The 25,547-nt window shown below is 49.0% G+C and carries 28 protein-coding genes; 10 read left to right on the forward strand and 18 right to left on the reverse strand.

Going from position 1 to position 25,547, the window contains the following annotated elements:
• Positions 1–65: 65 nt before the first annotated feature.
• The 7 genes from rpsG to fkpA all read right to left on the reverse strand — a co-directional run bounded on the left by rpsG (position 66) and on the right by fkpA (position 3,962).
• Entirely contained in the window at positions 66–536 is a 471-nt protein-coding gene (gene rpsG / locus K9N75_RS20090) for a 30S ribosomal protein S7 (RefSeq protein WP_004090892.1), read from the reverse strand.
• A 96-nt stretch (positions 537–632) separates the two neighbouring features.
• A complete protein-coding gene (gene rpsL / locus K9N75_RS20095; protein ID WP_002212323.1) occupies positions 633–1,007 on the reverse strand; it encodes a 30S ribosomal protein S12 in 375 nt (124 codons plus the stop codon).
• 142 nt (positions 1,008–1,149) lie between these two features.
• Entirely contained in the window at positions 1,150–1,437 is a 288-nt protein-coding gene (gene tusB, locus K9N75_RS20100; protein WP_004090893.1) for a sulfurtransferase complex subunit TusB, read from the reverse strand.
• A gap of 18 nt (positions 1,438–1,455) precedes the next feature.
• On the reverse strand, positions 1,456–1,815 hold the full coding sequence (tusC, locus tag K9N75_RS20105) for a sulfurtransferase complex subunit TusC (protein WP_008815468.1): 360 nt from the start codon (positions 1,813–1,815) through the stop codon (positions 1,456–1,458).
• Positions 1,816–1,824: 9 nt separating this feature from the next.
• On the reverse strand, positions 1,825–2,214 hold the full coding sequence (tusD, locus tag K9N75_RS20110; RefSeq protein ID WP_008815469.1) for a sulfurtransferase complex subunit TusD: 390 nt from the start codon (positions 2,212–2,214) through the stop codon (positions 1,825–1,827).
• Positions 2,214–2,936: a helix-turn-helix transcriptional regulator gene (locus tag K9N75_RS20115; protein ID WP_008815470.1), complete on the reverse strand. Its 723-nt coding sequence runs from the start codon at positions 2,934–2,936 to the stop codon at positions 2,214–2,216. The genes tusD and K9N75_RS20115 overlap by 1 nt, the downstream gene beginning before the upstream one ends.
• 207 nt (positions 2,937–3,143) lie before the next feature.
• Positions 3,144–3,962 (reverse strand): FKBP-type peptidyl-prolyl cis-trans isomerase, encoded by an 819-nt coding sequence (fkpA, locus tag K9N75_RS20120; RefSeq protein WP_008815471.1) that lies wholly within the window; start codon positions 3,960–3,962, stop codon positions 3,144–3,146.
• A gap of 272 nt (positions 3,963–4,234) precedes the next feature.
• Here fkpA and K9N75_RS20125 point away from each other — a divergent pair, with 272 nt between their 5' ends.
• Entirely contained in the window at positions 4,235–4,468 is a 234-nt protein-coding gene (locus tag K9N75_RS20125; RefSeq protein WP_004090901.1) for a SlyX family protein, read from the forward strand.
• Positions 4,469–4,537: 69 nt separating this feature from the next.
• On the opposite strand, the gene slyD is transcribed toward K9N75_RS20125, so the two are convergent.
• The 4 genes from slyD to kefG all read right to left on the reverse strand — a co-directional run bounded on the left by slyD (position 4,538) and on the right by kefG (position 7,828).
• Positions 4,538–5,134 (reverse strand): peptidylprolyl isomerase, encoded by a 597-nt coding sequence (gene slyD / locus K9N75_RS20130; protein WP_004090902.1) that lies wholly within the window; start codon positions 5,132–5,134, stop codon positions 4,538–4,540.
• 107 nt (positions 5,135–5,241) lie between these two features.
• Positions 5,242–5,436 carry a YheV family putative zinc ribbon protein gene (locus K9N75_RS20135; RefSeq protein WP_004090904.1) on the reverse strand — a complete coding sequence of 65 codons (195 nt, stop codon included), beginning with the start codon at positions 5,434–5,436 and terminating at the stop codon, positions 5,242–5,244.
• A 26-nt stretch (positions 5,437–5,462) separates the two neighbouring features.
• Positions 5,463–7,277 (reverse strand): glutathione-regulated potassium-efflux system protein KefB, encoded by a 1,815-nt coding sequence (gene kefB / locus K9N75_RS20140; protein ID WP_008815472.1) that lies wholly within the window; start codon positions 7,275–7,277, stop codon positions 5,463–5,465.
• A complete protein-coding gene (gene kefG / locus K9N75_RS20145) occupies positions 7,274–7,828 on the reverse strand; it encodes a glutathione-regulated potassium-efflux system ancillary protein KefG (protein ID WP_008815473.1) in 555 nt (184 codons plus the stop codon). Before kefG ends, kefB begins: the two co-directional genes overlap by 4 nt.
• A gap of 151 nt (positions 7,829–7,979) precedes the next feature.
• Here kefG and K9N75_RS20150 point away from each other — a divergent pair, with 151 nt between their 5' ends.
• On the forward strand, positions 7,980–9,908 hold the full coding sequence (locus tag K9N75_RS20150; RefSeq protein ID WP_061059459.1) for an ABC transporter ATP-binding protein: 1,929 nt from the start codon (positions 7,980–7,982) through the stop codon (positions 9,906–9,908).
• Positions 9,909–9,986: 78 nt separating this feature from the next.
• Here the strand turns inward: K9N75_RS20150 and tauD are convergent, their stop codons facing one another.
• The 5 genes from tauD to K9N75_RS20175 form a co-directional block, all read right to left on the reverse strand.
• Positions 9,987–10,835 carry a taurine dioxygenase gene (tauD, locus tag K9N75_RS20155; protein ID WP_166713539.1) on the reverse strand — a complete coding sequence of 283 codons (849 nt, stop codon included), beginning with the start codon at positions 10,833–10,835 and terminating at the stop codon, positions 9,987–9,989.
• Positions 10,832–11,680: a taurine ABC transporter permease TauC gene (gene tauC, locus K9N75_RS20160; protein WP_039189336.1), complete on the reverse strand. Its 849-nt coding sequence runs from the start codon at positions 11,678–11,680 to the stop codon at positions 10,832–10,834. The genes tauD and tauC overlap by 4 nt, the downstream gene beginning before the upstream one ends.
• Positions 11,677–12,459, reverse strand: a complete 783-nt coding sequence (gene tauB, locus K9N75_RS20165; protein ID WP_039189333.1) for a taurine ABC transporter ATP-binding subunit — start codon at positions 12,457–12,459, stop codon at positions 11,677–11,679. The genes tauC and tauB overlap by 4 nt, the downstream gene beginning before the upstream one ends.
• Positions 12,460–12,469: 10 nt before the next feature.
• Positions 12,470–13,468: a taurine ABC transporter substrate-binding protein gene (gene tauA, locus K9N75_RS20170; RefSeq protein WP_375374067.1), complete on the reverse strand. Its 999-nt coding sequence runs from the start codon at positions 13,466–13,468 to the stop codon at positions 12,470–12,472.
• Positions 13,469–13,682: 214 nt separating this feature from the next.
• Positions 13,683–14,288, reverse strand: a complete 606-nt coding sequence (locus K9N75_RS20175) for a LysE family translocator (RefSeq protein WP_008815479.1) — start codon at positions 14,286–14,288, stop codon at positions 13,683–13,685.
• 101 nt (positions 14,289–14,389) lie between these two features.
• On the opposite strand from K9N75_RS20175, the gene K9N75_RS20180 reads away from it, so the two are divergent.
• The 4 genes from K9N75_RS20180 (at position 14,390) to K9N75_RS20195 (ending at position 18,463) form a co-directional block, all read left to right on the forward strand.
• A complete protein-coding gene (locus K9N75_RS20180) occupies positions 14,390–15,370 on the forward strand; it encodes a hydrolase (RefSeq protein ID WP_039189381.1) in 981 nt (326 codons plus the stop codon).
• Entirely contained in the window at positions 15,367–15,603 is a 237-nt protein-coding gene (locus tag K9N75_RS20185; protein ID WP_004090917.1) for a YheU family protein, read from the forward strand. Before K9N75_RS20180 ends, K9N75_RS20185 begins: the two co-directional genes overlap by 4 nt.
• A gap of 107 nt (positions 15,604–15,710) precedes the next feature.
• A complete protein-coding gene (locus K9N75_RS20190) occupies positions 15,711–17,558 on the forward strand; it encodes a DUF4153 domain-containing protein (RefSeq protein ID WP_224452040.1) in 1,848 nt (615 codons plus the stop codon).
• A 35-nt stretch (positions 17,559–17,593) separates the two neighbouring features.
• Positions 17,594–18,463 (forward strand): phosphoribulokinase, encoded by an 870-nt coding sequence (locus K9N75_RS20195; protein WP_004090919.1) that lies wholly within the window; start codon positions 17,594–17,596, stop codon positions 18,461–18,463.
• A 65-nt stretch (positions 18,464–18,528) separates the two neighbouring features.
• Here K9N75_RS20195 and K9N75_RS20200 read toward each other — a convergent pair whose 3' ends face one another.
• Positions 18,529–18,936, reverse strand: coding sequence for an OsmC family protein (locus K9N75_RS20200; protein WP_004090921.1), 408 nt, complete (start codon positions 18,934–18,936; stop codon positions 18,529–18,531).
• Between the two features lie 329 nt (positions 18,937–19,265).
• Between K9N75_RS20200 and crp the strand changes: the two genes are divergently transcribed.
• Genes crp through K9N75_RS20215 form a run of 3 tightly spaced genes read left to right on the forward strand, consistent with a single transcriptional unit; the run spans position 19,266 to position 22,451 of the window.
• Positions 19,266–19,898, forward strand: a complete 633-nt coding sequence (crp, locus tag K9N75_RS20205) for a cAMP-activated global transcriptional regulator CRP (protein ID WP_004090925.1) — start codon at positions 19,266–19,268, stop codon at positions 19,896–19,898.
• A 43-nt stretch (positions 19,899–19,941) separates the two neighbouring features.
• Entirely contained in the window at positions 19,942–22,020 is a 2,079-nt protein-coding gene (locus K9N75_RS20210; protein WP_008815482.1) for a YccS/YhfK family putative transporter, read from the forward strand.
• Positions 22,021–22,043: 23 nt separating this feature from the next.
• Positions 22,044–22,451 carry a hypothetical protein gene (locus tag K9N75_RS20215; protein WP_224452041.1) on the forward strand — a complete coding sequence of 136 codons (408 nt, stop codon included), beginning with the start codon at positions 22,044–22,046 and terminating at the stop codon, positions 22,449–22,451.
• Between the two features lie 56 nt (positions 22,452–22,507).
• Here the strand turns inward: K9N75_RS20215 and argD are convergent, their stop codons facing one another.
• Entirely contained in the window at positions 22,508–23,731 is a 1,224-nt protein-coding gene (gene argD, locus K9N75_RS20220) for a bifunctional acetylornithine/succinyldiaminopimelate transaminase (protein ID WP_008815483.1), read from the reverse strand.
• Positions 23,732–23,953: 222 nt separating this feature from the next.
• Here argD and K9N75_RS20225 point away from each other — a divergent pair, with 222 nt between their 5' ends.
• Positions 23,954–25,483, forward strand: coding sequence for a helicase HerA-like C-terminal domain-containing protein (locus K9N75_RS20225; RefSeq protein WP_130961242.1), 1,530 nt, complete (start codon positions 23,954–23,956; stop codon positions 25,481–25,483).
• Positions 25,484–25,547: the final 64 nt, after the last annotated feature.

Consider the following 25,547-nt stretch of genomic DNA (forward strand, 5'->3'; position numbering starts at 1 on the left):
GTTAAGTTACCCATAGCGGGCGGCTTGCTTGAAGCGCCCGCTTGGTGACTAACACTATGAAGGTATTACCAACGATAGTGAGCGAACGCCTTGTTGGCTTCAGCCATACGGTGAACGTCTTCACGTTTCTTAACTGCAGTACCTTTGTTCTCTGCAGCATCAGAAAGTTCGTTCGCCAGGCGAAGAGCCATGGATTTATCACCGCGTTTACGAGCAGCTTCAACGATCCAACGCATTGCCAGAGCATTACGACGAACCGGACGGACTTCTACTGGTACCTGATAAGTAGAACCACCAACACGACGAGATTTAACCTCGACAGCTGGGCGGACGTTGTCCAGGGCTACTTCAAAAGCTTCCAGTTCGCTTTTACCAGAACGCTGAGCCAGGGTCTCCAGCGCGGTATATACGATTGCTTCTGCGGTAGATTTTTTACCATCTACCATCAGGATGTTTACAAATTTAGCCAGCAGTTCTGATCCGAACTTAGGATCCGGCAGAATTTTACGCTGACCAATGACGCGACGACGTGGCATGGAAATACTCCGTTGTTAATTCAGGGTTGTCCAAAACTCTATAGTTCGAGTTTGACATTAAAGTTAAAACGTTTGGCCTTACTTAACGGAGAACCATTAAGCCTTTGGCTTCTTCACGCCGTATTTGGAACGTGATTGCTTACGGTCTTTAACGCCGGAGCAGTCAAGCGCACCACGAACGGTGTGGTAACGAACACCTGGCAAGTCTTTTACACGACCGCCACGGATCAGGATCACGCTGTGTTCCTGCAGGTTATGACCTTCACCACCGATGTAGGAGGTAACTTCAAAACCGTTAGTCAAACGCACACGGCAAACTTTACGCAGTGCGGAGTTTGGTTTTTTAGGAGTGGTGGTATATACGCGAGTACATACGCCACGTTTCTGCGGGCAAGCTTCCAGCGCAGGAACGTTGCTTTTAGCAACCTTCATGGAGCGTGGTTTGCGTACCAGCTGATTAATTGTTGCCATTAATAGCTCCTGGTATTTGCTTCGTTTTTTGCTTCGTAAACAAGTGTGATAAATCTCCCCATAAAGCCATGGGCAAAATATGAGGACGCAGAATTTTATGGCTGCCCAGTATAGGTGTCAAGAAATATACAAGATCGCGTCTTCACCAAGATAACTGTTGTGGGTGTTTAACACTCAGCTCAACGAACTGATTATAGTCTAGGAGCACGATATTGGATGAAATTCGAGCACTCAAACCGCGAGCAATAACATCGGCCTTCAGCGCATATAGGGATGTGGAGGCGGAAATGAGCTTTTCAAGGGAGTGGGTATTTACCAACCCACACAGAACACCATCCTGTAGCAACAAGATCGCATCATTATTGCCAGCTATAGCGCAAAGAGTTGTCAAATCTGCTGCAGTAGGAGACTTTGCCAGTGTATGTAACATGTAAAACTTCTCCAACGGCTAGAAGGTTAGCACAACATCGCGTTGTTCAAGATTTTGTCTAATTTGTGCCGCAGTTCGCACCTGAACGTCAATAATCCAGCTCTCAAACCCCAGCAAACCTCTTTCTTCTAGAGATTCTGAACAGATAAAGACCTCTTCAATATCGTAAAGAGACATGACACCAAAGGTTGCCACATAGTCACGGCAAAGAATTTCAGCCGGTTTTTGATCGGGCAACAGTTGGAATACACCATCGCCCACAAAAAACACCTGAATATCTTCGCTAAAAGCAGAGGCCGCTAACAGCGCATCTAATCCTTCTCGCCCTGAACTTGTCGTATGCGGAGGTTGAGTAAACACAAAGGCTAAACGTTTCATCCCATCCCCTTAAAACTGCATGATGCGATCGCAGGTTAACGCGGCTTCAGCCAACGCGCCTAGACCACTTAATACGAAACCATCCTGCAGATTAGAGGCTGGTAACCCAAGCTGAGTCGCTTCATCATGTGATACCACGCCGCGGCGCAAAGCCGCCGCGACACAAACATTTAGCACCACGCCATGTTCTTGCGCCAGACTCTGCCATCCGCGTACCAAATCGAACTCATCGCTTGCCGGTGAGGTTAGTTGGTTTGCGTTACTCACGCCCTCACGGTAGAAGAACACGCTGACTAAGTGATGTCCGCTGGCAATAACCGCCTGTGCAAATTGATAAGCACTACTGGCCGCTTGAGTGCCGTAGGCTGGGCCGGTCACAAACAGAGAAAAGCTCAGCATTAGCGATCGCTACCCTGTAGATCACCGCTTTTAAATTGGCGAATATACAGATACACGGTGTGCTTAGAGATGTTGAGACGATCCGCAACCTGATTAATGGCATCTTTGATATCAAAGATTCCTTTCTCATGCAGATTCAGCACAATCTGACGATTCTTGGCGTTGTTAGACACTGAACGATCGGCGTTAACCTCTTCGATAGTGAACTCCAGCGTTTGTGCCACCAGATCATCAACAGAAGAAGCAAAGTTAACTGATGACGCCACGTCCTGCGAAGCTTTTGGAATAAAGGTTTCCATAATCTGAGAAAAAGGCACATCCAGATTCATGTTAATACACAGTAAACCGATCACTCGCTGCTCTTTATTGCGAATCGCAATCGTCACCGACTTCATTAACACGCCACTTTTGGCGCGAGTAAAGTACGCCTTTGACACACTGCTATCTTCGCCTGCCATATCGTGCAACATGCGAAGCGCTAAGTCGGTAATCGGTGAACCAATTTTTCTCCCAGTATGCTCACCATTAGCAATTCTCACCGCCGAACATTTCAAATCCTCAAGCGAGTGCAAAACAATTTCACAATGGGAACCAATGAGCATCGCAAGACCGTCAACAACAGCCTCATATGATTTCAGAATTTCATGATCGGTCTGGCTGAACGGACGCTCATCCAGTAAATCTAGCTCGCTGGTATCACCAGGCATAAGCGTATTGGACATTGAAGACAACCCCCACGGAGGATTTAGCTACGCACCCATCAATGGATGCAGATTCAAGAAAACGTGCTATTTAAAAAATAAAGTTTAGCAAAACTGCCCTATTTAAATCCTTGTAGCCAGCGGGGTAAAAGATTTTTTTATCATCCTGCGATAAAAAACAAAAAAGCCGTGGAATAATCCACGGCTTTTTCCAATCATTCAAGGCAATTACTTACCAGCTTTCGCTTCTGCTTTTGCTGCCGCTTTCGCAGCATCTACATCGGCTTTAGGTGCAGCTTTAACATCCAGCAGTTCTACGTCGAATACCAAGGTAGAGTTTGCAGGAATGCCAGGGACACCCGTTTTGCCGTAAGCCAATTCTGGTGGGATAACCAGTTTGATCTTGCCGCCTTTCTTGATGTGTTTCAGGCCTTCGGTCCAGCCAGGGATAACGCCATCAAGACGGAAAGAAAGTGGCTCACCACGGCTATATGAGTTATCAAACTCAGTGCCGTCGGTCAGAGTACCTTTGTAGTTAACGACAACGGTATCACTGTCTTTTGGTTCAGCGCCTGTACCTTCTTTATCGACCTGATACATCAGACCTGTTTTCGTGGTTTTAACGTTTTTCTCTTTAGCAAATGCGTCGCGGAATTTTTTACCTGCATCTGCATTAGCTTTGGCATCCTGCTCCATCTTAGCTTGTGCAGACGCTTTTACGCGTGCCTCAAAGCCTTGCAGAGTACCTTCGATTTCTTGGTCGGTCAGCTTGCTCTTGCCAGCAAACGCATCCTGAACACCGGCGATCAACTGGTCTTTATCCAGTTTGATACCCAGTTTCTCTTGCTCTTTCAGGGAGTTCTCCATATAACGACCCAGAGAAGCGCCTAACGCGTATGCAGCCTGCTGATCGTCATTCTTGAATTTGCTGTTGGTCGCCGTCGGTGCAGCGTCCGTTGCTTTGGCAGCGTCAGCAGCGAAAGCCGATGCGTTCAGGGCCAGAGCCATTGTTGTTGCCAGCACGGTAACTTTAAAAAAAGATTTCATCCATTTCTCCAAACTTTAAGGCAAGTGACCTTAAATAACGATGAGCTAAATGTAGTGGGTTACTATAGCGGTCTGTCGACTCATAAAACAATCACTAAGCGCGCCAGTCTGATAAATTCAGACTACGTTGCCTGCAAAAAGTTTCATTCTATTTCCCAATCAACAAGCATAACGCGCAATTCATCTGCGTTATGAGTAAAATAACGAGAATGAGGTGAAATTTCACCTATGAAATTGTGAACGGAAACTACACCGTTATAAGAGGAAATATTATGCAACCATCGGCTTTGGATCGCGAAGAGCTTGAATCCAGATTTGAAATGCTCGAAAGCCGACTGGCTTTTCAGGAAATGACCATCGAAGAGCTGAACCAGACGGTTATCGCCCTACAGTTAGAAATGAACAAATATCGCGAGCAGATGCACTTATTGGTAGATAAGCTCAAAGCAGCACAGCCATCAATGATGGCTCATCCATCAGAAGAAACGCCTCCACCTCATTACTAACCGGCGAATTTTCACGATAAAAAAAGCGGCCTTGGCCGCTTTTTTCCATTCTGCATCTAATCGACAGAATTAATGGCAGCCGCAACCGCCGTTGCCTTTGCCATTACCACCGCAGCAACCGCCTTCTTCGCCATGGTCGTGACCGTGATCGTGGCCATGACCACCGCAACAGCCTTCACCGTGCTCGTGGTGGTGATCGTGCTCGCCGTGTACGTGGCCATGCTCCAGCTCTTCAGCTGTGGCTTCACGGATAGCAATAACTTCAACGTGGAAGTTCAAGTTCTGGCCAGCCAGCATGTGGTTACCATCAACAACAACGTGGTCGTCATCAACTTCGGTAATTTCTACTGGTACTGGACCCTGATCGGTTTCAGCCAAGAAACGCATGCCAACCTGCAGTTCGTCAACACCCATGAAAACGTCTTTTGGTACGCGCTGCACCAAGTTTTCATCGTAGTTACCGTAAGCGTCATTTGCGCCAACGTGAACATCAAAGCTATCGCCTTCAGCGTGACCTTCCAGAGCGGCTTCCAGACCCGAGATCAGGGAGCCATGGCCGTGCAGATAATCCAACGGTGCACTCACCGGAGACTCATCAACTAAAACACCGTCTTCTGTACGTACCTGATAGGCCAAGCTGACCACCAAGTCTTTTGCTACTTTCATGATATCTCCTAGCGTTGGAAACTAAATTGGCGCAGATTGTAGCGGAATTTTGCGCCACTGTACCCACAAGGATAAAAAATCCCTACAGGAAACGCCACCCTTGCCGCTTATTCTGGCTTAAAAATACCGATCATTTGATTATTGTGCTGCACATGCTCGCTCACATCCGCCTCTGGTTGGCTCAATTGGTGGCCACACTTAACGCATTCTGCATGTTCAATATTATTCTCACGCCAGACTACCAGCGTATCTTGCGCTTTACAGGCTGGACATGTTGCCCCTGCAATAAATCTCTTTTTCATTTTGTTACCTTATTGATTCGATATCATCACAGCTCTTCCTCATCCCAATCATTCATCTGCCGACGCTCATGCTGCATCTCGCGCTGAAAAATATCCTCTAGCTCGCGTCTGGCCTCTTTCACGCGTGAAATTTGGGTAACATCACCCTGATGATGAGGCATGAGTTCACGCAGCATCCGCATATCTAGACGCCGAAAATGCTGCTGAGCCCGATGTGCTTGATGTGGATGCATACCTAATTCCATCAATGCCTTACGTCCTAATTCTAATGCACTAGAAAATGTCTCACGGCTAAATTGACTCACCCCTGCCATCAGCAACTCATGCGCTTCAACACGACCACGCGCACGCGCCAGAATTTTTAAATGTGGAAAATGTTGTTGGCACAAATGAACCACCGCCAACGTATCCTCAGGTTCATTACAGGTGATAACGATAGCTTCGGCCTTTTCTGCACCAGCCGCACGCAATAACTCAAGTTCGGTTGCATCGCCGTAATAAACCTTATATCCGTAGCGGCGCATCACACTGACCGCGCTCACGTCACGTTCCAGAACCGTAATGCGCATTTTGTTTGCCATCAGTAAACGCCCAATCACCTGACCAAAACGCCCAAACCCAACGATAATGACCTGAGGATCGTCATCTTCCACAAAAGGCGTTTCTTCACTTTCATCCGAAGGGTTGTAGCGTTTTTCCAGTATCCTATCGACCAACTGCATCAGCAAAGGCGTCGTCACCATAGACAACGTGACGATCACCAGCAGCAGCGCCATCTGATCACCCTGCAGCAGTTTTTGGGTACTGGCGGCGGAAAACAACACAAATGCAAATTCACCGCCTTGGCTAAGCACCGCGGCAAACTGCATACGCACAGAACGACGAATCCCCGCAATACGTGCCAGTAGATATAACACGCCCCCTTTCACCACAACTAAGATAGCCACACCCATCAAGACTTCTGGCAAATGGGTATATAAAACGCCCAGATTTAACGCCATGCCTACGGAGATAAAAAATAACCCCAGCAACAGTCCCTTAAATGGTTCAATGGCGATCTCCAGTTCGTGCTGAAATTCGCTTTCTGCCAGCAGAACGCCCGCAATGAACGTGCCCATCGCCATAGACACTCCTAGCGCATCCATAAACATGGCAGAGCCCAGCACCACCAAAAGCGCCGCAGCGGTAAATATCTCACGGACACCGGTCGCAGCGATGTAGCGGAAGATCGGGCGCAGCAAATAGCGGCCGCCGATCAACATTCCTAACAACGCACCAACCTTCATCGCGATAAACGCCCAGTCAGTATCTTTGTTACTAGAGCCCACCAGCACAGGAATTAGCGCTAATGCAGGGATTACGGCCATATCCTGAAACAACAGAACCGAGAAACCGAGCTGCCCGCCCTCATTGCGGTTCATGCCCTTTTCTCGCATCATCTGCAAGGCCATCGCCGTTGAAGACATGGCTAACCCAATCCCACCGATCACGGCAGCCTGCCAAGAAAAATCGGTCAGTAACAGTAATCCCCCCAAAATGGCAGCGGTGAGCAATACCTGCCCAGCTCCGACACCAAAAATGGAGCGTCTCAACGACCAAAGTTTGCTCGGATTCAGTTCCAACCCAATAATAAACAATAGGAATACAACGCCAAGCTCCGAAAAATGCAGGATCTCATCCACATCTCGAATAAAGCCTAGCCCCCAAGGCCCAATCGCAATTCCTGCAATCAAAAAGCCAAGTACCGTGCCAATGCCAATCCGCCGAGCAATCGGCACTGCTACCACTGCCGCAAATAAAAACAGCAGTATTGCTGGTAAGAGTGAGCCCTCTTCAGTCATAAGCTACCGCCTCCAGCTAATGGTGACTCCAGCCATTGCCCATAAGCTTTGGCATGACTCTGTAATACATCCGGTTTTAACCGACGCGCCCAATACACCACCATTGGGGACATCCAATGCATATGGCACATCCCCGCAGTGAGCTCGAAAGGACGTAAAACTTCATCCATGGTGTACCGGTTATAGCCGCCCATTTGGTATGCCCCTTCAGGTTCGCCGGTAGTCACCACGCTACGCCAATACTTTCCACGCAGAGCGTTTCCCCCAACACCACTGGCAAAACCACGCGTCAGCACGCGATCGAGCCACTCTTTGAGTAAAGCCGGACAGCTATAGGTATATAAAGGATGTTGAAAAACAATGACCTGATGCTCACGCAGCAGCTTCTGCTCATGGTGAATATCAATAAAAAAATCAGGATAGTGCGCGTAGAGATCGTGCACAGTGACATGTTCCAATTGTTGTGCCGGCTGCAGTAGAACTCGATTCGCAACCGAGTCTTGTGATTCCGGATGGGCATACAGCAGCAATACTTTCGGTGGCTGCGACATCTATTCCCCTCCCCAAAGCGTCGTCATCGGTGAGCATTTCAGCTACCATGCAGCGCTAAGATTAAAATTAATAGTGTGCGTGTTCTGAATACTCATTATTGTTCACGCTAAAACAACGACAATTTAACACATTATCAATAGACGGCGCTTTATGATTGTTTTCTCATCGCTACAAATTCGACGCGGTACGCGCGTTCTGCTGGACAATGCCAGTGCTACGGTTAACCCCGGCCAAAAGGTTGGTCTGGTGGGTAAAAATGGCTGTGGGAAATCAACGCTGCTGTCGCTGTTAAAAGGTGAAATGACTGCCGACGCTGGCAGCTTCAATTTCCCTGGTAACTGGGCGTTAGCGTGGGTAAACCAGGAAACTCCGGCCTTAGATATTCCGGCCTTAGAGTATGTCCTCGACGGCGATCGTGAGTTTCGCCAGCTCGAGGCCGAACTTAATGATGCCAATGAACGTAACGATGGCAATGCCATTGCGCTCATTCACGGTAAGCTTGATGCGATTCAGGCATGGACCATTCGCTCACGCGCATCCAGCCTGTTACATGGTTTAGGTTTTAGCCAAAGCCAGCTTGAAGAACCGGTAAAATCATTCTCCGGTGGTTGGCGTATGCGCCTCAACCTCGCTCAGGCACTAATTTGCCGCTCAGACCTGCTTTTGCTCGACGAACCAACCAACCACCTTGATTTAGATGCGGTTATCTGGTTAGAGCGTTGGTTAAAAAGCTACACCGGCACCTTGATTCTGATATCGCATGACCGCGATTTCCTCGATCCTATCGTGGATAAAATTCTACACATTGAACAAGAACAGCTGTTTGAATACACCGGCAACTACTCATCGTTTGAGCAGCAGCGTGCGACCAAGCTGTCACAGCAACAGTCAATGTATGAAAGCCAACAACAGCGCGTTGCACATCTGCAAAGCTATATCGATCGCTTTAAAGCCAAAGCCTCGAAGGCGAAACAAGCACAGAGCCGCGTTAAAATGCTGGAGCGCATGGAGTTAATTGCTCCTGCACACGTCGACAACCCATTCCATTTCAGCTTCCGTGAACCAGAAAGTTTGCCAAATCCGTTGCTGCGAATGGAAAAAGTCAGTGCTGGATATGGCGACAAAACCATTCTTGATTCGATCAAATTGAATTTGGTTCCCGGCTCACGCATTGGCCTGTTGGGCCGCAACGGCGCAGGTAAATCTACGCTCATTAAGTTGTTGGCAGGAGAGCTTGCGCCACAGAAGGGAGAAATCGGCCTAGCCAAAGGTGTGAAGCTGGGCTACTTCGCACAGCATCAGTTGGAATATTTACGTGCTGACGAGTCGCCGCTACAGCACCTCACTCGCATCGCCCCACGTGAAACTGAACAGCAATTACGTGACTATCTCGGAGGATTCGGCTTCCGTGGCGATAAAGTGACCGAGCATACGGCTCGCTTCTCTGGGGGCGAGAAAGCTCGTTTAGTACTCGCACTGGTTGTTTGGCAACGTCCTAACCTACTGCTGCTCGACGAACCCACCAACCACCTCGATTTGGACATGCGTCAGGCACTGACCGAAGCACTGATTGATTTCGAAGGTGCACTGGTTGTCGTCTCCCATGACCGTCACTTATTGCGTTCGACTACCGACGATCTGTATCTGGTTCACGATGGTCAGGTCGAACCGTTTGCTGGCGATCTAGAAGATTACCAGCAGTGGATGATCGATCTTCAACGCCAACAGACACAGCAAGATTCGAACAAGACTGAAGGTGAAACCAGCGGTAATAGTGCTCAAGCGCGTAAAGATCAAAAGCGTCGCGCCGCCGAGTTCCGTACTCAAACCCAGCCCATCCGCAAGCACATCATGAAGATGGAACAGCAGATGGAAAAACTGAGTGCACAGCTCGCAACGCTGGAAGAAAAACTGTCTGACAGTGATCTGTATGACATTAGCCGCAAAGCAGAGCTCACAGAGTGCTTACAGCAACAAAACCAAACCAAAGCCGCGCTAGAAGAAGCCGAAATGGAATGGTTAGACGGTCAGGAAAAATTGGAAGCCATGACGCTGGCCTTCGAAGCAGAAAACGACTAAACCTCGCTGCCAAGAGGTTTTTTCTCCCCCCGCGCTCACTTCAACGCTGAGCGCGGGTCTACTCAATAAGCCATCCCTCTAGCCTCGATAAAACGGCTTATCTCCGAGAATCGTTGCGCGATGCATAATGCGACGCTGAGGCAAATAGTCAGCGTTAGCATAGTGCTGAGTCACACGGTTATCCCAAATCGCAATATCGTCTTGCTGCCAGCGCCAACGAACCTGAAACTCTGGCTTGGTCGTATGGCGGAACAAGAACTGCAATAAGGCTTCGCCTTCTTGCTGGGGTATCCCAACCAGTCTCGTGGTAAAACCTTCATTCACGAATAACGCCTGACGCCCGCTAACGGGATGAGTTCGCACCACCGGATGCAACAACGGCGGATGCTGGCGTTTGGCCTGCAGCCAACGCTGATGCTCTTCTTCTGAACGCAAATGTTTATGCTCAGGAAACGACTTTTCAAAATCGTGCTCAGCCTGTAGCCCGCTCAATAGCACTTTCAATTGCGGTGAAAGTGCTTCATAGGCCGCAATACCACTCGACCACAGTGTATCGCCTCCCACTTCAGGTAAACGCTTGGCGGCCAGAATTGCGCCCAAAGGCGGATTCTCAATGAAGGTAACGTCGGTATGCCAGTTATCATTATCTGGCGGATTGTCATGGTGAGTATCCAGCTCAATGATCTCCTCCACGCCCGCCGCATGCGGATAAACAGGATGAATATGCAGATCACCAAACCGTGATGCCAACTCGCGTTGCTGCAACGGCGTTATGACCTGTTCACGCGCAAACAGCACCTGATGTTTCAACAACGCGTGATACAGTTGTTCAAACTGGGCGTCGCTCAGTGGACGAGAAAGATTAAGATTACTCACCACGGCACCAATGGCAGGACTCAGCGGCTGAATAGTTAAACGTTCGTTCATTTTTTTACTCCATGCCACGGGGTTAAGCGGCGCTGCAAAGCTCGCAAGCCCAGTTCCAATGCAAAGGCAATAAACGCGATGACGCTAATGCCAGCGATAACCACATCAGTCGCTAAAAATTCACCTGCGGACTGAATCATAAATCCTAAACCACGCGTAGCCGCAATCAGCTCAGCGGCAACCAGCGTCGACCAACCAACGCCAAGGCCAATACGTAAACCGGTTAAAATTTCAGGCAAGGCGTTTGGTAGCACCACGTACCACAGCACCTGCCAACGGCTCGCCCCAAGCGCCTGAGCAGCGCGCACTCTCACCTGCTCCACACTGCGTACTCCAGCAGCAGCGGCTAGAGTTACTGGGGCAAAAATGGCCAGATAAATGAGCAGAATTTTGGACGTTTCACCAATACCAAACCAGATAATCATCAGTGGAAGATAAGCTAACGGTGGCACTGGACGATAAATTTCAATAATGGGATCAAGAATTCCGCGCACCGTGGGATTCAATCCCATGGCAATGCCGACCGGTACGCCAATCACTACCGCCGCCAGCAGCGCTATCAGAATACGGCTTAGACTTGCGGCCAGATGCTGGCCTAGCGTCGCGTCCATAAAACCTTGGGTACTGATGCTGACCCACTGTTTCAACACCTGTTGCGGCGCAGGTAAAAAAAGTGGACTGATGAGGTGCAGCGCCGTAACAGCCCACCACACGGCCAAAATCACCAGCAGCGTGAATGCGCTGACAACAACGTTAGAGGGAACTCTAACTTTTCTCCCTCGAGACACTGCTGAGTTACCGACTACCTCTCGCGTATCGTTTTTTAGCGTCGAGTGAATACTCATAGCCATGCCTCCTGAACGTGTGGAGTTCGCTGTTCAAAAACACGCGACAACACATATTCACGACGTTCAATAAATGCAGGATCGGATTTAATGGCTCGGCACGGTTCTCCATCCGCATAACGCTGGCCAAAATTCAGCGCCAAACGTTCGACGATCCGTCCGGGTCCCGGCGATAACAGGATCAGCTCAGAGGCTAAAAAAACCGCTTCTTCGATATCATGCGTAATCAGTAAAATCTGTTTACCCGTCTTGCGCCACACACCTAGCAATAACTCCTGCATCTGTTCACGGGTAAAAGCATCCAGCGCACCAAAAGGTTCATCCAGCAACAATAGCTGTGGATCTGCTGCCAACGCGCGCGCAATGCCGACACGCTGACGCATCCCGCCTGAAAGCTGCCAGATAAAGTGACGTTCGTAGCCTTCCAACCCCACCCATCGCAGCATACGTAGTGCAATCGACGTGCGCTCCTCGCGCGCTACGCCCTGTAGCTGTAAACCAAACGCGACGTTGGCTAACACATTTCGCCACGGCAATAGCCCTTCATTCTGGAATACCACGCCGCGTTCCGCGCTAGGTCCAGAGACATTACGTCCAGACAGACTAATGGAACCGGAATCCGGCTGACTAAACCCCGCCACCAAATTCAGTAGGGTCGTTTTTCCACATCCGGAGGGTCCGAGAACCACCACCAATTGTCCGCTCGCAATCTGTAATGAGATATCATCGAGAACCTTTTTTCCGTCATAGGACGCACTGAGATGATTCACTGACAGCATGAAATGCTCCTTATGACTGAGGTTCAGCCTGTACCTGCTTCACAAACTGATTATTAACAAAACGACGATAGTCTTTAGCCACCTGAGGAATTTTGCCCTGCTGCTGTAAGAACACAGCGGTGTCATAGATGGCTTTATCAACCGGTTGCCCCAGTTCACTCACCTGCTCTGCAACAGGCAGATAGCGATTTCCCTTAACCAGCCCTGGCACTTGTTCCTGCGGTACGCCGCTCAGTTTGGCGAGCTTATCGATGTTTTGACTCTCTTTAAGCCAGTGGTCTGGCTCTGCCAAATAAGCTTTCTGTGCGGCCAGCGTCGTGCGAGCAAATGCCGTTACGACATCGGGATGTTGCTGAGCAAAATCCTTACGTACAACCCAAACGTCCAGTGTTGGCGCGCCCCATTGACCTACCTGCTCAGAATCCGTTAATACGCTGCCCGTTTTCGCTAGCTCGTTAATCGCAGGTGCCCAAACGTATGCGCCATCGATATCACCACGCTGCCACGCTGCGGCTATCGCCGGTGGCTGAAGATTCAGAATGGTGAGTTGATCGGGCTTAATCCCCCAGTGTTTCAGTGCGGCCAACAAGCTGTAGTGAGTGGTAGAAACAAACGGTACGGCAATGCGTTTGCCTATGAGATCCTGTGGAGACTTAATCTCTTTTTTCACCACCAGCGCTTCCGAGTTTCCTAGCTGCGAGGCTAGCAGGAAAACTTCTATTGGCAGTCCTTGGCTAACGGCAGCCGCCAGCGGGCTGGAACCAATATTGCCAATCTGCACATCACCGGAGGCTAACGCTTTTACCACGCTGGAACCGCTATCAAACTTGCGCCAATCCACATTGGCTCCAGAGGCTTTAGCAAATGTGTTATCTGCCTGTGCAACTTTCGCGGGCTCAGCCGACGTCTGATAGGCCACGGTGACATCCAACGCGTAGGCACTCGTTGCTGCCAACGTCAGCGAAAGAAACGCCGCAACGCCGCGTAAGGAAAAAGTTTTACTCATCATCATATGCTCCGCTCATTTTTCTGTATCTGGAGCAATATGCCCCGCGCTAAACACAGTTGTAGCCGAGCCTGATTTAGTAAAGAAGGAATAAAAAAGTATTCTTTATTCCAAATAGCGATAATTGAGTTTTCTCGTTCTGCGGGCTAACGTGAAGGCTTAGAGAGGGAATAAGACGGAAATGGACGAGCCTCCGGCATCACCGGAGACGCCAAATTTAATGCCAGATTAATAACACACAGGCCGCCGTCAGCAGGCCCATTGAGATATTAAAGGTAAACCAAGCACGACGGCTATTGAGCAAACGGCCAATCACGGTGCCGAAACCAAGCCAGATAATGCCGGAGACCAAATTCACCATGAACATCGCAATGCTGATAGCAATAATAGAATGGTTATAGCCCGAGCCAGCCAAGCTGAAACTCGCCACGGCTCCCAATCCCATCAGCCACGCTTTGGGATTTAAAAACTGGAGTAGCCAACCTTGATACCAGTTAACCGGCTTTTTAACTTTCACGGCATTAGGATCGAGTTTTTCATAGCTTGAGCTCGCGATCTTCCAGGCGATATACAGAAGATAGGCACTACCCAGTATTTTTAGCGTGGTATGCAGCGCGGGATAGACCAGCAGCAAGCTCCCCACGCCAAAAGCCACCAACAACAGCAACGACTGCATTCCCAGCATAATGCCCAGCATCAGCGGAATCGATCGCATAAAACCGAAATTGGCGCCAGATGACGTCAATAACATATTGTTTGGGCCTGGGGTGATCGCCGCCACCCATAAAAACCCCAGCATCGAAAGAAATAATCCAAGCTCCATCTACTGAAAACTCCTCACCCTTAATGATGTTTGTCGTGACCTTGAAGCTATCAGTGTGATATTGATCGCACAAGAAAGATGACATGAAAATTAATCACCTTATGAATAATCAATTCTCACCCATGCGCGGGATCAGCAATCCGCACCTGCAAACTATTTTGCCCAGATTATTTCGCCGCAAGGTGTTATTACAGCCTCATTGGCAACGCTTAGCCTTGCCCGACGGAGATTTTATCGATCTGGCCTGGAGCGAACCACCGGAGCAGGCTCAACATAAGCCGCGCGTGGTCCTATTTCACGGTTTGGAAGGCAGTTTCTATAGTCCTTATGCGCACGGCCTGCTGCATGCTTGGAAAGAAGCGGGCTGGCTGGGTGTGGTGATGCATTTTCGCGGGTGCAGCGGTGAGCCCAACAAAATGAACCGTATCTATCATTCCGGTGAAACAGAAGATGCACGATTCTTTCTCAACTGGCTACGCGAAACTCACGGAGCAGTGCCGACCGCAGCCGTCGGCGTTTCGCTCGGCGGCAATATGCTGGCCTACTATTTGGGTCAGGAAGGTGCCAACGCCACGCTGGATGCAGCCGTGGTTGTTTCAGCCCCACTGATGCTTGAGCCTTGCTCATATCGGTTAGAACAGGGCTTTTCACGCGTCTACCAAAACTATCTCCTTGGGCAACTCAAGCAAAATGCTCAGCGCAAATTAGAGCGTTACCCAAATACATTACCACTCGATCTAAAAGCGCTAAAAAACCTGAAACGCATTCGCGATTTTGACGACGTCATCACCTCTCGCATTCACGGCTTTGATAACGCAACCGACTATTATCGCCGCTGTAGTGCGTTACCTTTACTCCCTAGAATAACCGTGCCGCTGTTGATCATTCATGCCAAAGACGATCCGTTTATGACACCAGAAGTGATCCCTCGTCCTGAAGATTTACCGTCTAATATTGAATATCAGCTTACCGAATTTGGTGGACACGTTGGCTTCATCAGCGGCAGTTTTAAAAAGCCTCAGATGTGGCTCGAGCAACGTATCCCTGCTTGGTTAGCCCCACATTTGGAGAAAGCACAGTGATTATTCCTTGGGAGAATTTAGCAACGGATACGTTGGATAGCCTGATCGAATCTTTTGTGCTGCGAGAAGGCACTGATTACGGTGTCCACGAGAAATCGCTGACGCAAAAAGTTGAAGATGTCCGCCGCCAGCTAAAGAATGGCGAAGCTGTTTTGGTGTGGTCAGAGCTGCATGAAACGGTCAATATCATGCCGAAAGGGCAGTTCCGTGATACCCCAGAAGAGTATGAGTAGGCTTCCGCTATAAGCCTTAGTAAAACCAATAATAAGTATAGGCATCCAAACGTTATGCTTAATTTGTGGTCAAAAAACCTCACTTTACGCAATAAGGAGAATCATGGATGTCTCTACTCGCAGCACATCATAGCAAGACCCAAGTCTCGCCCTCTGACCTACCGCTCAAAACGCGCATCGTCATTGTTTTAGTCTGTCTCATTCAAGGATGTTTGCTTTATTTATGTAACCACTTCAGCGATCGCGAGTGGATGATCCCCCATAGTTCAGCGCTGCTTTACACACAAGTTTTATCGGGCTCTCTGCCCCTGATCTTCGTGCTGTCTGTGAATACTCTACGAGACAAAATATTGTGGAAAGCCCTGCTGGCCTATACCGCCATATTCGTGGCAATGACAGCTTGGATAAAATGGAATGATGTAGGAGTAAGAGATTACGGCAGTCTATTCGGAACGTTTTATCTCGCGTTATTCCTTATGGTGTTTGTTACCCTTCCATGGTTACAGGCACGAATAAATAATCCTAGCTCTTCCATCGACTACTCTGAACTGCACGGTAATATATGGAAAAACACCATTACCGCCGTGCTAACCTTGCTGATTTCGGGTTTGATGTGGGGGATCTTGTCGCTGGGAGCGGGTCTATTCAAACTGATTGGCATTGATTTCTTTTATGAGCTCTTTTTCAGACATGAAATATTCATGTACCTTGCTAACGGTCTGATTGTTGCCATTGGCGTTCTCATTAGCCGCACCCATCCAAAATTAATCATTACCGTACGTAACCTTTTATCTCTGATGGTAAAAGGCCTACTACCTCTGCTATCGTTTTTCGCTCTGATTTTTATCTTCAGCCTCCCGTTTACCGGTATCGATGCGCTAACCGATAAATGGTCGTCTGCAACCACATTGCTAACCACCATGTCTCTACTGTTAGCCCTGCTGGTCAATGCGATATATTTGAGTTCCGATGGCATAGATAAAAAACCGTATCCAAATTTAATCCGCTATATCATCAACGGTTCCCTGCTTGTTTTGCCGATCTACGCGATACTGTCCACCTATTATTTGGGCCAGCGCATCGTACAATATGGCTGGACTCCCGATCGACTCAGGGCTTCAGTCGTTGTCGGCCTCTCTCTTTGCTTAACCCTTGCCTATGCAAGCGCCGTGGTTCGCAAAAATAACATCTGGCTGCACTCGCTTGGCAGCATCAACAAAAAAATAATGTGGCTAATCGCAGTGATTGTGGTTCTGTGCAACTCTCCGATCATCGATCCTTATCGCATTAGCGTGAACGACCAAATGAATCGATATTCCACAGGAAAGGTATCTCCTGATGATTTAGATCTCATCATGCTACGTTTTGACAGCGGCCGCAGAGGCAACGATGCGCTACAGGCGCTACGGTCTGATATCAAATTTGTCAGCGCTCCACGGCGTAAACTCAAGCTGGAGAAAACGCTATTACAAACCACTCGCTGGGGATCCTATGGCGATGATGATAAAAGACCCTATGCGGCGTTTACACCAGGAATAGCACGCAAGAACATTCAGCTGGCGGTCGGAACACCTTCACCAGAATCAACGTGGTGGGAATCTTTGCCAAACGATCTCGGCCGAGGAAATGACATTGGCGATTGCTATTTAATCGCTAACGCTTGTGTTGTCACAACGTTAGATCTGAATAATGATGGGAATAAAGAGCATGTACTGTGCAATTTCAGCGATCCCAAAGAGCCTTTCTGCCAAGTTTATACTTATAAGAAACAGGGTTGGGTCATTGCTGCTCATATCCGCTTTAACGATAGAGATACTTTGGACAACAACACACTGGATGCCGCTAAGATTAAAGACATCATTCTCGGCGGTCAGTTAAAAGCCGTGCCAAAAGAGTGGAGCGATATCCAAATTCAGGATACAACCATAGATGTAAGTTATTACGATTTACGATAAACCGTAGCCCCCCAACCACCGGAGCCGTGTTAATTATGTCAGCGAAACACCCGATCATTGCCGTGACCGGCTCCAGTGGAGCCGGCACTACCACCACCAGCGTAGCCTTCCGCAAGATCTTTCAACAGTTCCATCTGAAAGCCGCTGAGTTGGAAGGCGATAGTTTCCACCGGTATACCCGCCCAGAAATGGACGCTGCAATCCGAAAAGCCCGCGAGCAAGGGCGTCATATCAGCTATTTCGGCCCCGAGGCCAATGACTTCTCTTTTCTCGAACAAAGCTTTATCGAATATGGTCAGCATGGTCGTGGGCGCTCGCGTAAATATCTGCATACCTACGATGAAGCCGTTCCCTACAATCAGGTTCCCGGCACATTCACGCCGTGGGAACCGTTGCCAGAGCCGACAGATGTTTTATTCTATGAGGGATTACACGGCGGAGTCGTCACGCAGCAACACAATGTGGCTCAGCATGTCGATTTACTGGTCGGCGTAGTGCCCATCGTTAACCTTGAGTGGATTCAAAAACTGGTGCGCGATACCGGTGAGCGCGGCCATTCACGCGAAGCCGTGATGGATTCCGTTGTTCGCTCTATGGAAGATTACATCGGCTACATTACCCCCCAGTTTTCCCGCACGCATATCAACTTCCAGCGCGTACCAACGGTTGATACCTCTAATCCTTTTGCCGCTAAAGCGATCCCTTCGTCAGATGAAAGTTTCGTGGTGATCCATTTTCAAGGGTTAGACAATATTGATTTCCCCTATCTACTCGCGATGCTGCAAGGATCGTTTATCTCGCATATTAATACGTTGGTGGTTCCGGGAGGGAAAATGGGGTTAGCAATGGAACTGATCATGACGCCGTTGGTGCAACGGCTTATCGAAGGGAAGAAAATCGAATAACAACGTGTTACGCAATATCAGGCACCTTGGCACAAAACCACCGGTGCCTGATGAAGTGAATCAAATTACTCCACCACGATAGTTTCAAAACTATGGGTAATGTTAACGGCTTGACCCAACATCAACGCAACAGAGCAGTATTTTTCCGCAGAAAGCGCAACGGCGCGCTCAACGGCTTTATCCGTAAGGCCTTTGCCCGTGACAATAAAATGCAGATTGATATGGGTAAACAAGCGCGGAGCTTCCTCGCGACGTTCAGACGTCAATTTGACTTCACAATCGCGCACGTCCAATCGTCCTTTCTGTAAAATGGAAACTACGTCAATGGCACTGCACCCCCCTGCTGACATCAATACCATTTCCATTGGGCTTGGCGCTTTATCACCAGCGTTTCCGTCCATAAGAATCTGATGTCCTGAAGCCGATTCGCCCAGAAAAGTCATTCCTTCAACCCATTTCACTCGTGCCTGCATGTTTATCGCCCCTTTGGTTAAATTCTGTCATCAGACTACGCTTTCTGTAAAAAACAGGCAATCCGAGGCCTCACTTCTGATGCTGAAGCGAGACAACACGAGACACCTGAACAAAGCTGTGCTACAAACTATGCCGAAATGGATCTTTATGGATTGAAACGGGTATAGATCAATAACTCTAGGAAACAATTACCTTAGCCTATTACTCTATATCTCGATTATGCAGTGCTATAACAAGTTAATAAGCAAAGCCCCGTGCCACAATAAGCACACTGTCTGGATCAGTATCCCGATATTAGGGCCGCGATAACAACAGAGGATAATAGCGAATGGTTCTCGGCAAACCGCAAACAGACCCGACTCTTGAATGGTTCTTGTCTCATTGCCATATCCACAAGTATCCGTCCAAAAGTACCCTGATCCACCAAGGCGAGAAGGCGGAAACCCTGTACTACATCGTTAAGGGATCCGTTGCAGTATTGATTAAAGATGAAGAAGGTAAAGAAATGATCCTTTCCTATCTTAATCAGGGCGACTTCATTGGTGAACTGGGCTTATTTGAGGAAGGACAAGAACGTAGCGCTTGGGTTCGTGCAAAAACAGCCTGTGAAGTTGCTGAAATTTCTTACAAGAAATTCCGCCAACTGATTCAGGTTAACCCAGATATTCTGATGCGCCTTTCTGCTCAGATGGCTAGCCGCTTACAGGTTACCTCTGAAAAGGTGGGCAACCTTGCGTTCTTAGACGTGACTGGCCGTATTGCACAGACGCTGCTGAATCTGGCAAAACAGCCAGATGCCATGACTCATCCAGATGGTATGCAGATCAAGATTACTCGTCAGGAAATCGGCCAGATCGTTGGCTGCTCCCGTGAAACCGTTGGTCGCATTCTGAAGATGCTGGAAGATCAAAATCTGATCTCCGCGCACGGAAAAACCATCGTCGTTTACGGCACTCGCTGATAAATGATGCCCGTGTAGCATCGCTGCACGGGTTTCTTTCATTATGTGGCGGCGGTTTATCTACCACCCGGAAGTCAACTATGCACTGCGTCAAACGCTGGTGCTGTGCCTCCCTGTTTTATTTGGCCTACTGACCGGCAATCTACAGCTTGGTCTAATGTTTTCTTTGGTACCAGCCTGCTGCAACATTGCAGGGCTCGATACTCCTCATAAGCGCTTCATCAAACGATTAATCGTTGGCGGCAGCCTATTCGCGTTTTCCAGTTTCTTGTTACAACAATGCCTGCTATGGCAAATTCCGCTGCCGCTTATCATGCTTGGGCTTGCGTTACTGCTCGGTGTTAACGGTGAGATCAGCCCCCTACACGCTAGGCTTCTTCCCGCAGCACTCGTCGCTTCGATATTTACGCTAAGTATGGCTGGAACAGTTCCCATCTGGCACGGGCCACTGCTGTATATTGTTGGCACCATCTGGTATGGCGCTTTTACTTGGTTCTGGTTTCTCTTATGGAAAGGGCAGCCGATCCGAGAAAATCTCAGCCAGCTCTACACGCAGCTAGGCGACTATATGGACGCCAAATATAGCTTGCTAACTCAGCATATCGATCCAGAAACGGCCTTGCCGCCGCTGCTACAGCGCCAGCAAAAAGTGATGGACTTAATTACCCAGCTCTACCAACAAATGCACATGTTATCTCTGGTGCATAATCCTGAGTACAAACGTCTACTGCGCTATTTTCAAGTTGCATTGGATCTTCAAGAACATATTACCGTTAGCTTATCTCAGCCCGATGAAGTGCAAAGCCTAGTCGCCAAAAGTCAGGCTGAAGCTATTTTGCGCCGCAACGCTCAAGTCATATCAGAGAGGCTCAGAACGGTGGCTGGCGATATTCTGTATCACCGCTACCCCAAACATTTTTCGATGGATAACGAGCTAGCCGCGCTGGAAAAGCTGGCTAATCAGCACCCAGATAACCCCGTTGGAAAGTTTTGCTATTACCATTTTAGCCGTGTAGCTCGATTGCTAGTTCGTCAGCGTCCTCTCTATCAGCGCAATCTGATGTCTACACAGCAACGCCTTCCTTTTTGGCCTGCATTACGCGCCTATCTCTCATTTAAATCCGTAGCGCTACGTAATGCAGCGCGTTTAGGCATTACTCTCGCTGCGGGCAGCAGTTTGGGGATGTTATTCCATCTGCCAAAACCCTACTGGGTTTTGCTCACGACCATGCTGGTCATTCAAAATGGCTATAATGCAACGCGGGTGAGGATCCAGCACCGTGCGCTAGGAACCTTTGCTGGACTGATTATTGCTGCGGGATTACTACAGTTAGACCTACCGCTAAATGCCACCTTGGCCTGTATGCTGGTGATCACCATTGCAGCCTATTTGGTACTACGTAAAAACTACGGGCTGGCGGTGATTGGTTTCACCGTAACTGCCGTTTATACCCTACAGCTTTTACAGCTCAATGGGCTCCATTTCTTGGTTCCAAGACTGATTGATACCGTACTCGGCTGTATTCTCGCCTTCGCAAGTACCATCTGGCTATGGCCACAATGGCAAAGTGGTCTACTGCGCAAAAATGCTCATCAGGCACTAGAGGCATATCAAGATGAGCTTCGCCTACTGCTCTCTCCTGAACCGAAAGCAACCGATTTAGCCTATGCCCGCATGAAGGTCAATCAGGCACATAATGCCGTATTCACCTCGCTAAATCAGGCGATGCAGGAGCCGGGGTTTGATTCCAGATATCTGACCGACATGCGTCTGTGGATCACTCACAGCCAGTTTATCGTGGAGCATCTTAACGCAATGACAATCCTCGCCCGAGATCACTACATGTTGACTGAAAACCTAGCGCAAGATTATTTGCAGCGCTGTGAAATCGCCTTGCAGCTCTGTCAGCAACGCTTAGAACACGATGGACCAACCTTGAGCAATAACGCCGCCGTCTTCCAGTCTGATGAGCAGGAAACCAGTGGAATGCCCGTAACCCAGATTGAAGTCCATCTACGCCGAATCATTGCGCACCTGCGCGCCATGCATACCATTTCATCGATAGCCTGGCGGCAACGACCACATCATGGGATTTGGATGAGCCGTCGATTAAGGGATTAAATTTCTCCCGTGTCTTTCAAGAAATGGCGTATATTCTTCTTCATGCCAAGATAAACGCCAAACTATTGATGAACATACAATTTTTACTGCTAATATCATTTCAAATAATACTTATTATTTCTCTTCTGCTATTCAGAAAATACCCGCTCATACATATCGCATTCACTACGCTTGCCGTCATTTCAGTCATGCCACTCGCGTATTTCATTGGCACATTTTCGCAAGGGTTAAGTTCTAACCTTTGCTACTCCTACATGATTGCTGAATTAGCCACCACCTCTACAGTGGCGATCCAATCCAGCAGCAGCGCAACTCAACAAAAATATATTGATGGACTTAAATCCATTCCAAACTATGGGTATGAATCCAACTGCAATGATATGACGGCAGCGGTAAAGCGTTTGTCTCAATCAGTGAAAGACGCCAAATAAACAATCAATTACCCCATGAATTAAATGACTTATACTGCCATTCGCACAGCCAGGCATTACGATTTTTTAGCTATCACCGCCCCGATCGCTTTTTCTAATCGCATCATACCTTCATGGATATCCGCAAACTCCACAACGAGCGATGGAGCAAAGCGCAAAATATCAGGACCCGCATTTAACAACATGAGGCCTTCAGCGGCGGCGGCGTGCAGAATATCGCGCGCTTTACCATGGTATTCAGGGCTCAGTTCTGCGCCCAGTAGCAGCCCCATACCACGTACCTGCGTAAAGACGTTGTACTTAGCATTTATGTTCGCCAACGCCTCGACAAACAGCGAGTGACGTTCTTCAATACCCGCCATAACCTCTGGAGTATTAATCACGTCCAGCGCTGCTTCTGCTACCGCGCAGGCCAGTGGGTTGCCGCCATACGTAGTACCATGTGTTCCCACATGCATCGCGCTGGCAATTTCATTCGTCGTCAACATGGCGCTAATCGGGAAACCGCCGCCCAAAGCTTTAGCGGTAGTCAGAATATCCGGCGTCACGCCATAATGCATATAAGTAAACAGCTTACCGGTACGCCCCATTCCGCTTTGCACTTCATCAAATACCAACAGCGCCTGATGGCGATCGCACAGCTCGCGTACACCTTTAAGGAAGCTTTCAGTCGCAGGCATTACCCCACCTTCACCCTGAACCGGTTCTAAAACCACGGCACAGGTATGGTCGTCGATAACGGCTTTTACCGCGTCGAGATCGTTGAAAGGTACATGAACAATATCCGCAGGTTTCGGGCCAAAACCGTCAGAATATTTAGGCTGCCCGCCGACAGAAACGGTAAACAACGTGCGGCCATGAAATGCGTGGTGGAACGCAATAATCTTGGATTTGTATGGACTGATTTTGCTCGATGCGTAGTAACGTGCCAGTTTAAACGCCGCTTCGTTTGCCTCCGCACCGGAGTTGGCAAAGAAAACACGCTCCGCAAAAGTGGCATCAATCAGCTTCTGTGCCAAACGCAGCGCGGGTTCGTTGGTGAAAACATTGCTAACATGCCACAGCTTTTCGCCCTGCTCATGTAAAGCTGCCACCAATGCCGGATGACAGTGCCCTAGCGCCGTTACAGCAATACCTCCCGCAAAATCCACATACTCTCGCCCCTGTTGATCCCATACTCGGCTTCCCATTCCGCGCACAGGAACAAAATCTGCCGGTGCATAGATAGGCAACATTACCTTTTCAAATGTGTCTCTTGCGACTGCCTGTTGCTTCGCCATTACGCAACCATCCTTTTTACATTGCCAGAAAATCTCACTCGCAGGGAGTGAAAATATAATCATAAAATATGCATAATAAATCAAACAATGGCAACCGTATTTTCTCTTGGGTTTTCTCCGAATCCCACGTTTGGCAACGACGCTAAAGTTGAGACTAAGATACAGCGTGCTTATACTTTGAACTTGGAAGTTAGATTCCGCCTCTTTATTTAAGGACTGACCATGAGCGCTCCGCTTACCATTGCCAAGAATCAAAATGTCACGCTGCATCTCCTCCCCGCTCTGGCAAACCGCCATGGACTGATTACCGGTGCAACAGGCACGGGTAAAACCGTGACGCTGCAAAAAATGGCGGAGCAGTTTTCTCGCATTGGCGTTCCCGTCTTTTTAGCCGACGTAAAGGGTGATTTATCCGGTATCGCAGCGGCAGGAACGCTTTCAGAAAAGCTACAGAAAAGATTAGATGCCTTGCAGGTAGCCGACTGGTCACCGCAGGCGTGTCCGGTGGTTCCTTGGGATATTTTTGCCGAGAAAGGTCATCCTATTCGCGCGACAGTGTCAGACCTTGGGCCACTGCTGCTTTCCCGCCTACTCGATCTCAACGACGTACAGTCCGGTGTGCTACAGCTGGTGTTCAAGATTGCCGATGACAACAATCTGCTGCTGCTCGACATGAAAGATCTCCGCGCCGTGGTGCAATTCGTGGGGGATAATGCCAAACAGTTCACCACTGAGTACGGCAACATTTCTACTGCGTCCATTGGCGCTATTCAGCGCGGTTTGCTCACGCTAGACCAGCAGGGCGCTAACCATTTCTTTGGCGAGCCGATGCTAGATATTAACGATCTGATGCGTTGCGACGCCAATGGCATGGGCGTTATCAATCTCCTCGCCGCCGATAAGTTAATTAATCAGCCTAAACTCTATTCCGTGTTTCTCTTGTGGCTGCTTGCCGAATTATTTGAACAGCTTCCGGAAGTGGGTGACGTCGCTCAGCCAAAACTGGTGTTCTTCTTCGATGAAGCCCATCTGCTGTTTAACGATGCGCCTGCGGCGCTGCTCGACAAAATAGAACAGGTAGTCCGTTTGATTCGCTCCAAAGGCGTAGGGATTTACTTCGTCACCCAAAACCCTCTGGATATTCCCGATAATGTACTGGGCCAGTTGGGTAACCGCGTACAGCACGCGCTGCGTGCCTTCACGCCTCGTGACCAAAAAGCGGTCAAAGCGGCGGCTCAAACCCTGCGCGCTAACCCTGAATTCAGCACCGAAGTGGCCATCACCGAGCTCGGCGTAGGTGAAGCTTTAGTGTCTTTTTTGGATGAAGGTGGGCGTCCAGCCATCGTTGAGCGAGCGATGGTTATTGCACCGGAATCTCGCATGGGGCCATTAACCGCCGATGAGCTAAATCATGCAATCAATCACTCTCCACTTTATGGCCGCTACGATGAAACCATCGATCGCGAGTCCGCTTATGAAAAAATTACCCAGCAAGGCTTTAGCACTGTCGATAGCGGTGACGAAAACGCCAGCGCCGCCGACGTGAAAAAACCGGAAGCCAGCGCACAAGAAGGCGGCGGATTAATGGGAAGTCTGAATGAAATTTTGTTCGGCACCACCGGTCCACGCGGGGGTAAAAAAGATGGTGTGGTGCAAACTGCGGCTAAAAGCATGGCTCGCCAGGTCGGTAGCTCACTAGGACGCCAGATTCTACGCGGTGTTTTAGGCTCGATTATGGGTGGACGCAAATAGCGCTATAACGATTCTTACTCATGCCCCTCTTACTTGTGCCCCGCATGATTTATCATCGGGGCAT

Source organism: Hafnia paralvei (assembly GCF_020150375.1).
GTDB lineage: Bacteria > Pseudomonadota > Gammaproteobacteria > Enterobacterales > Enterobacteriaceae > Hafnia > Hafnia paralvei.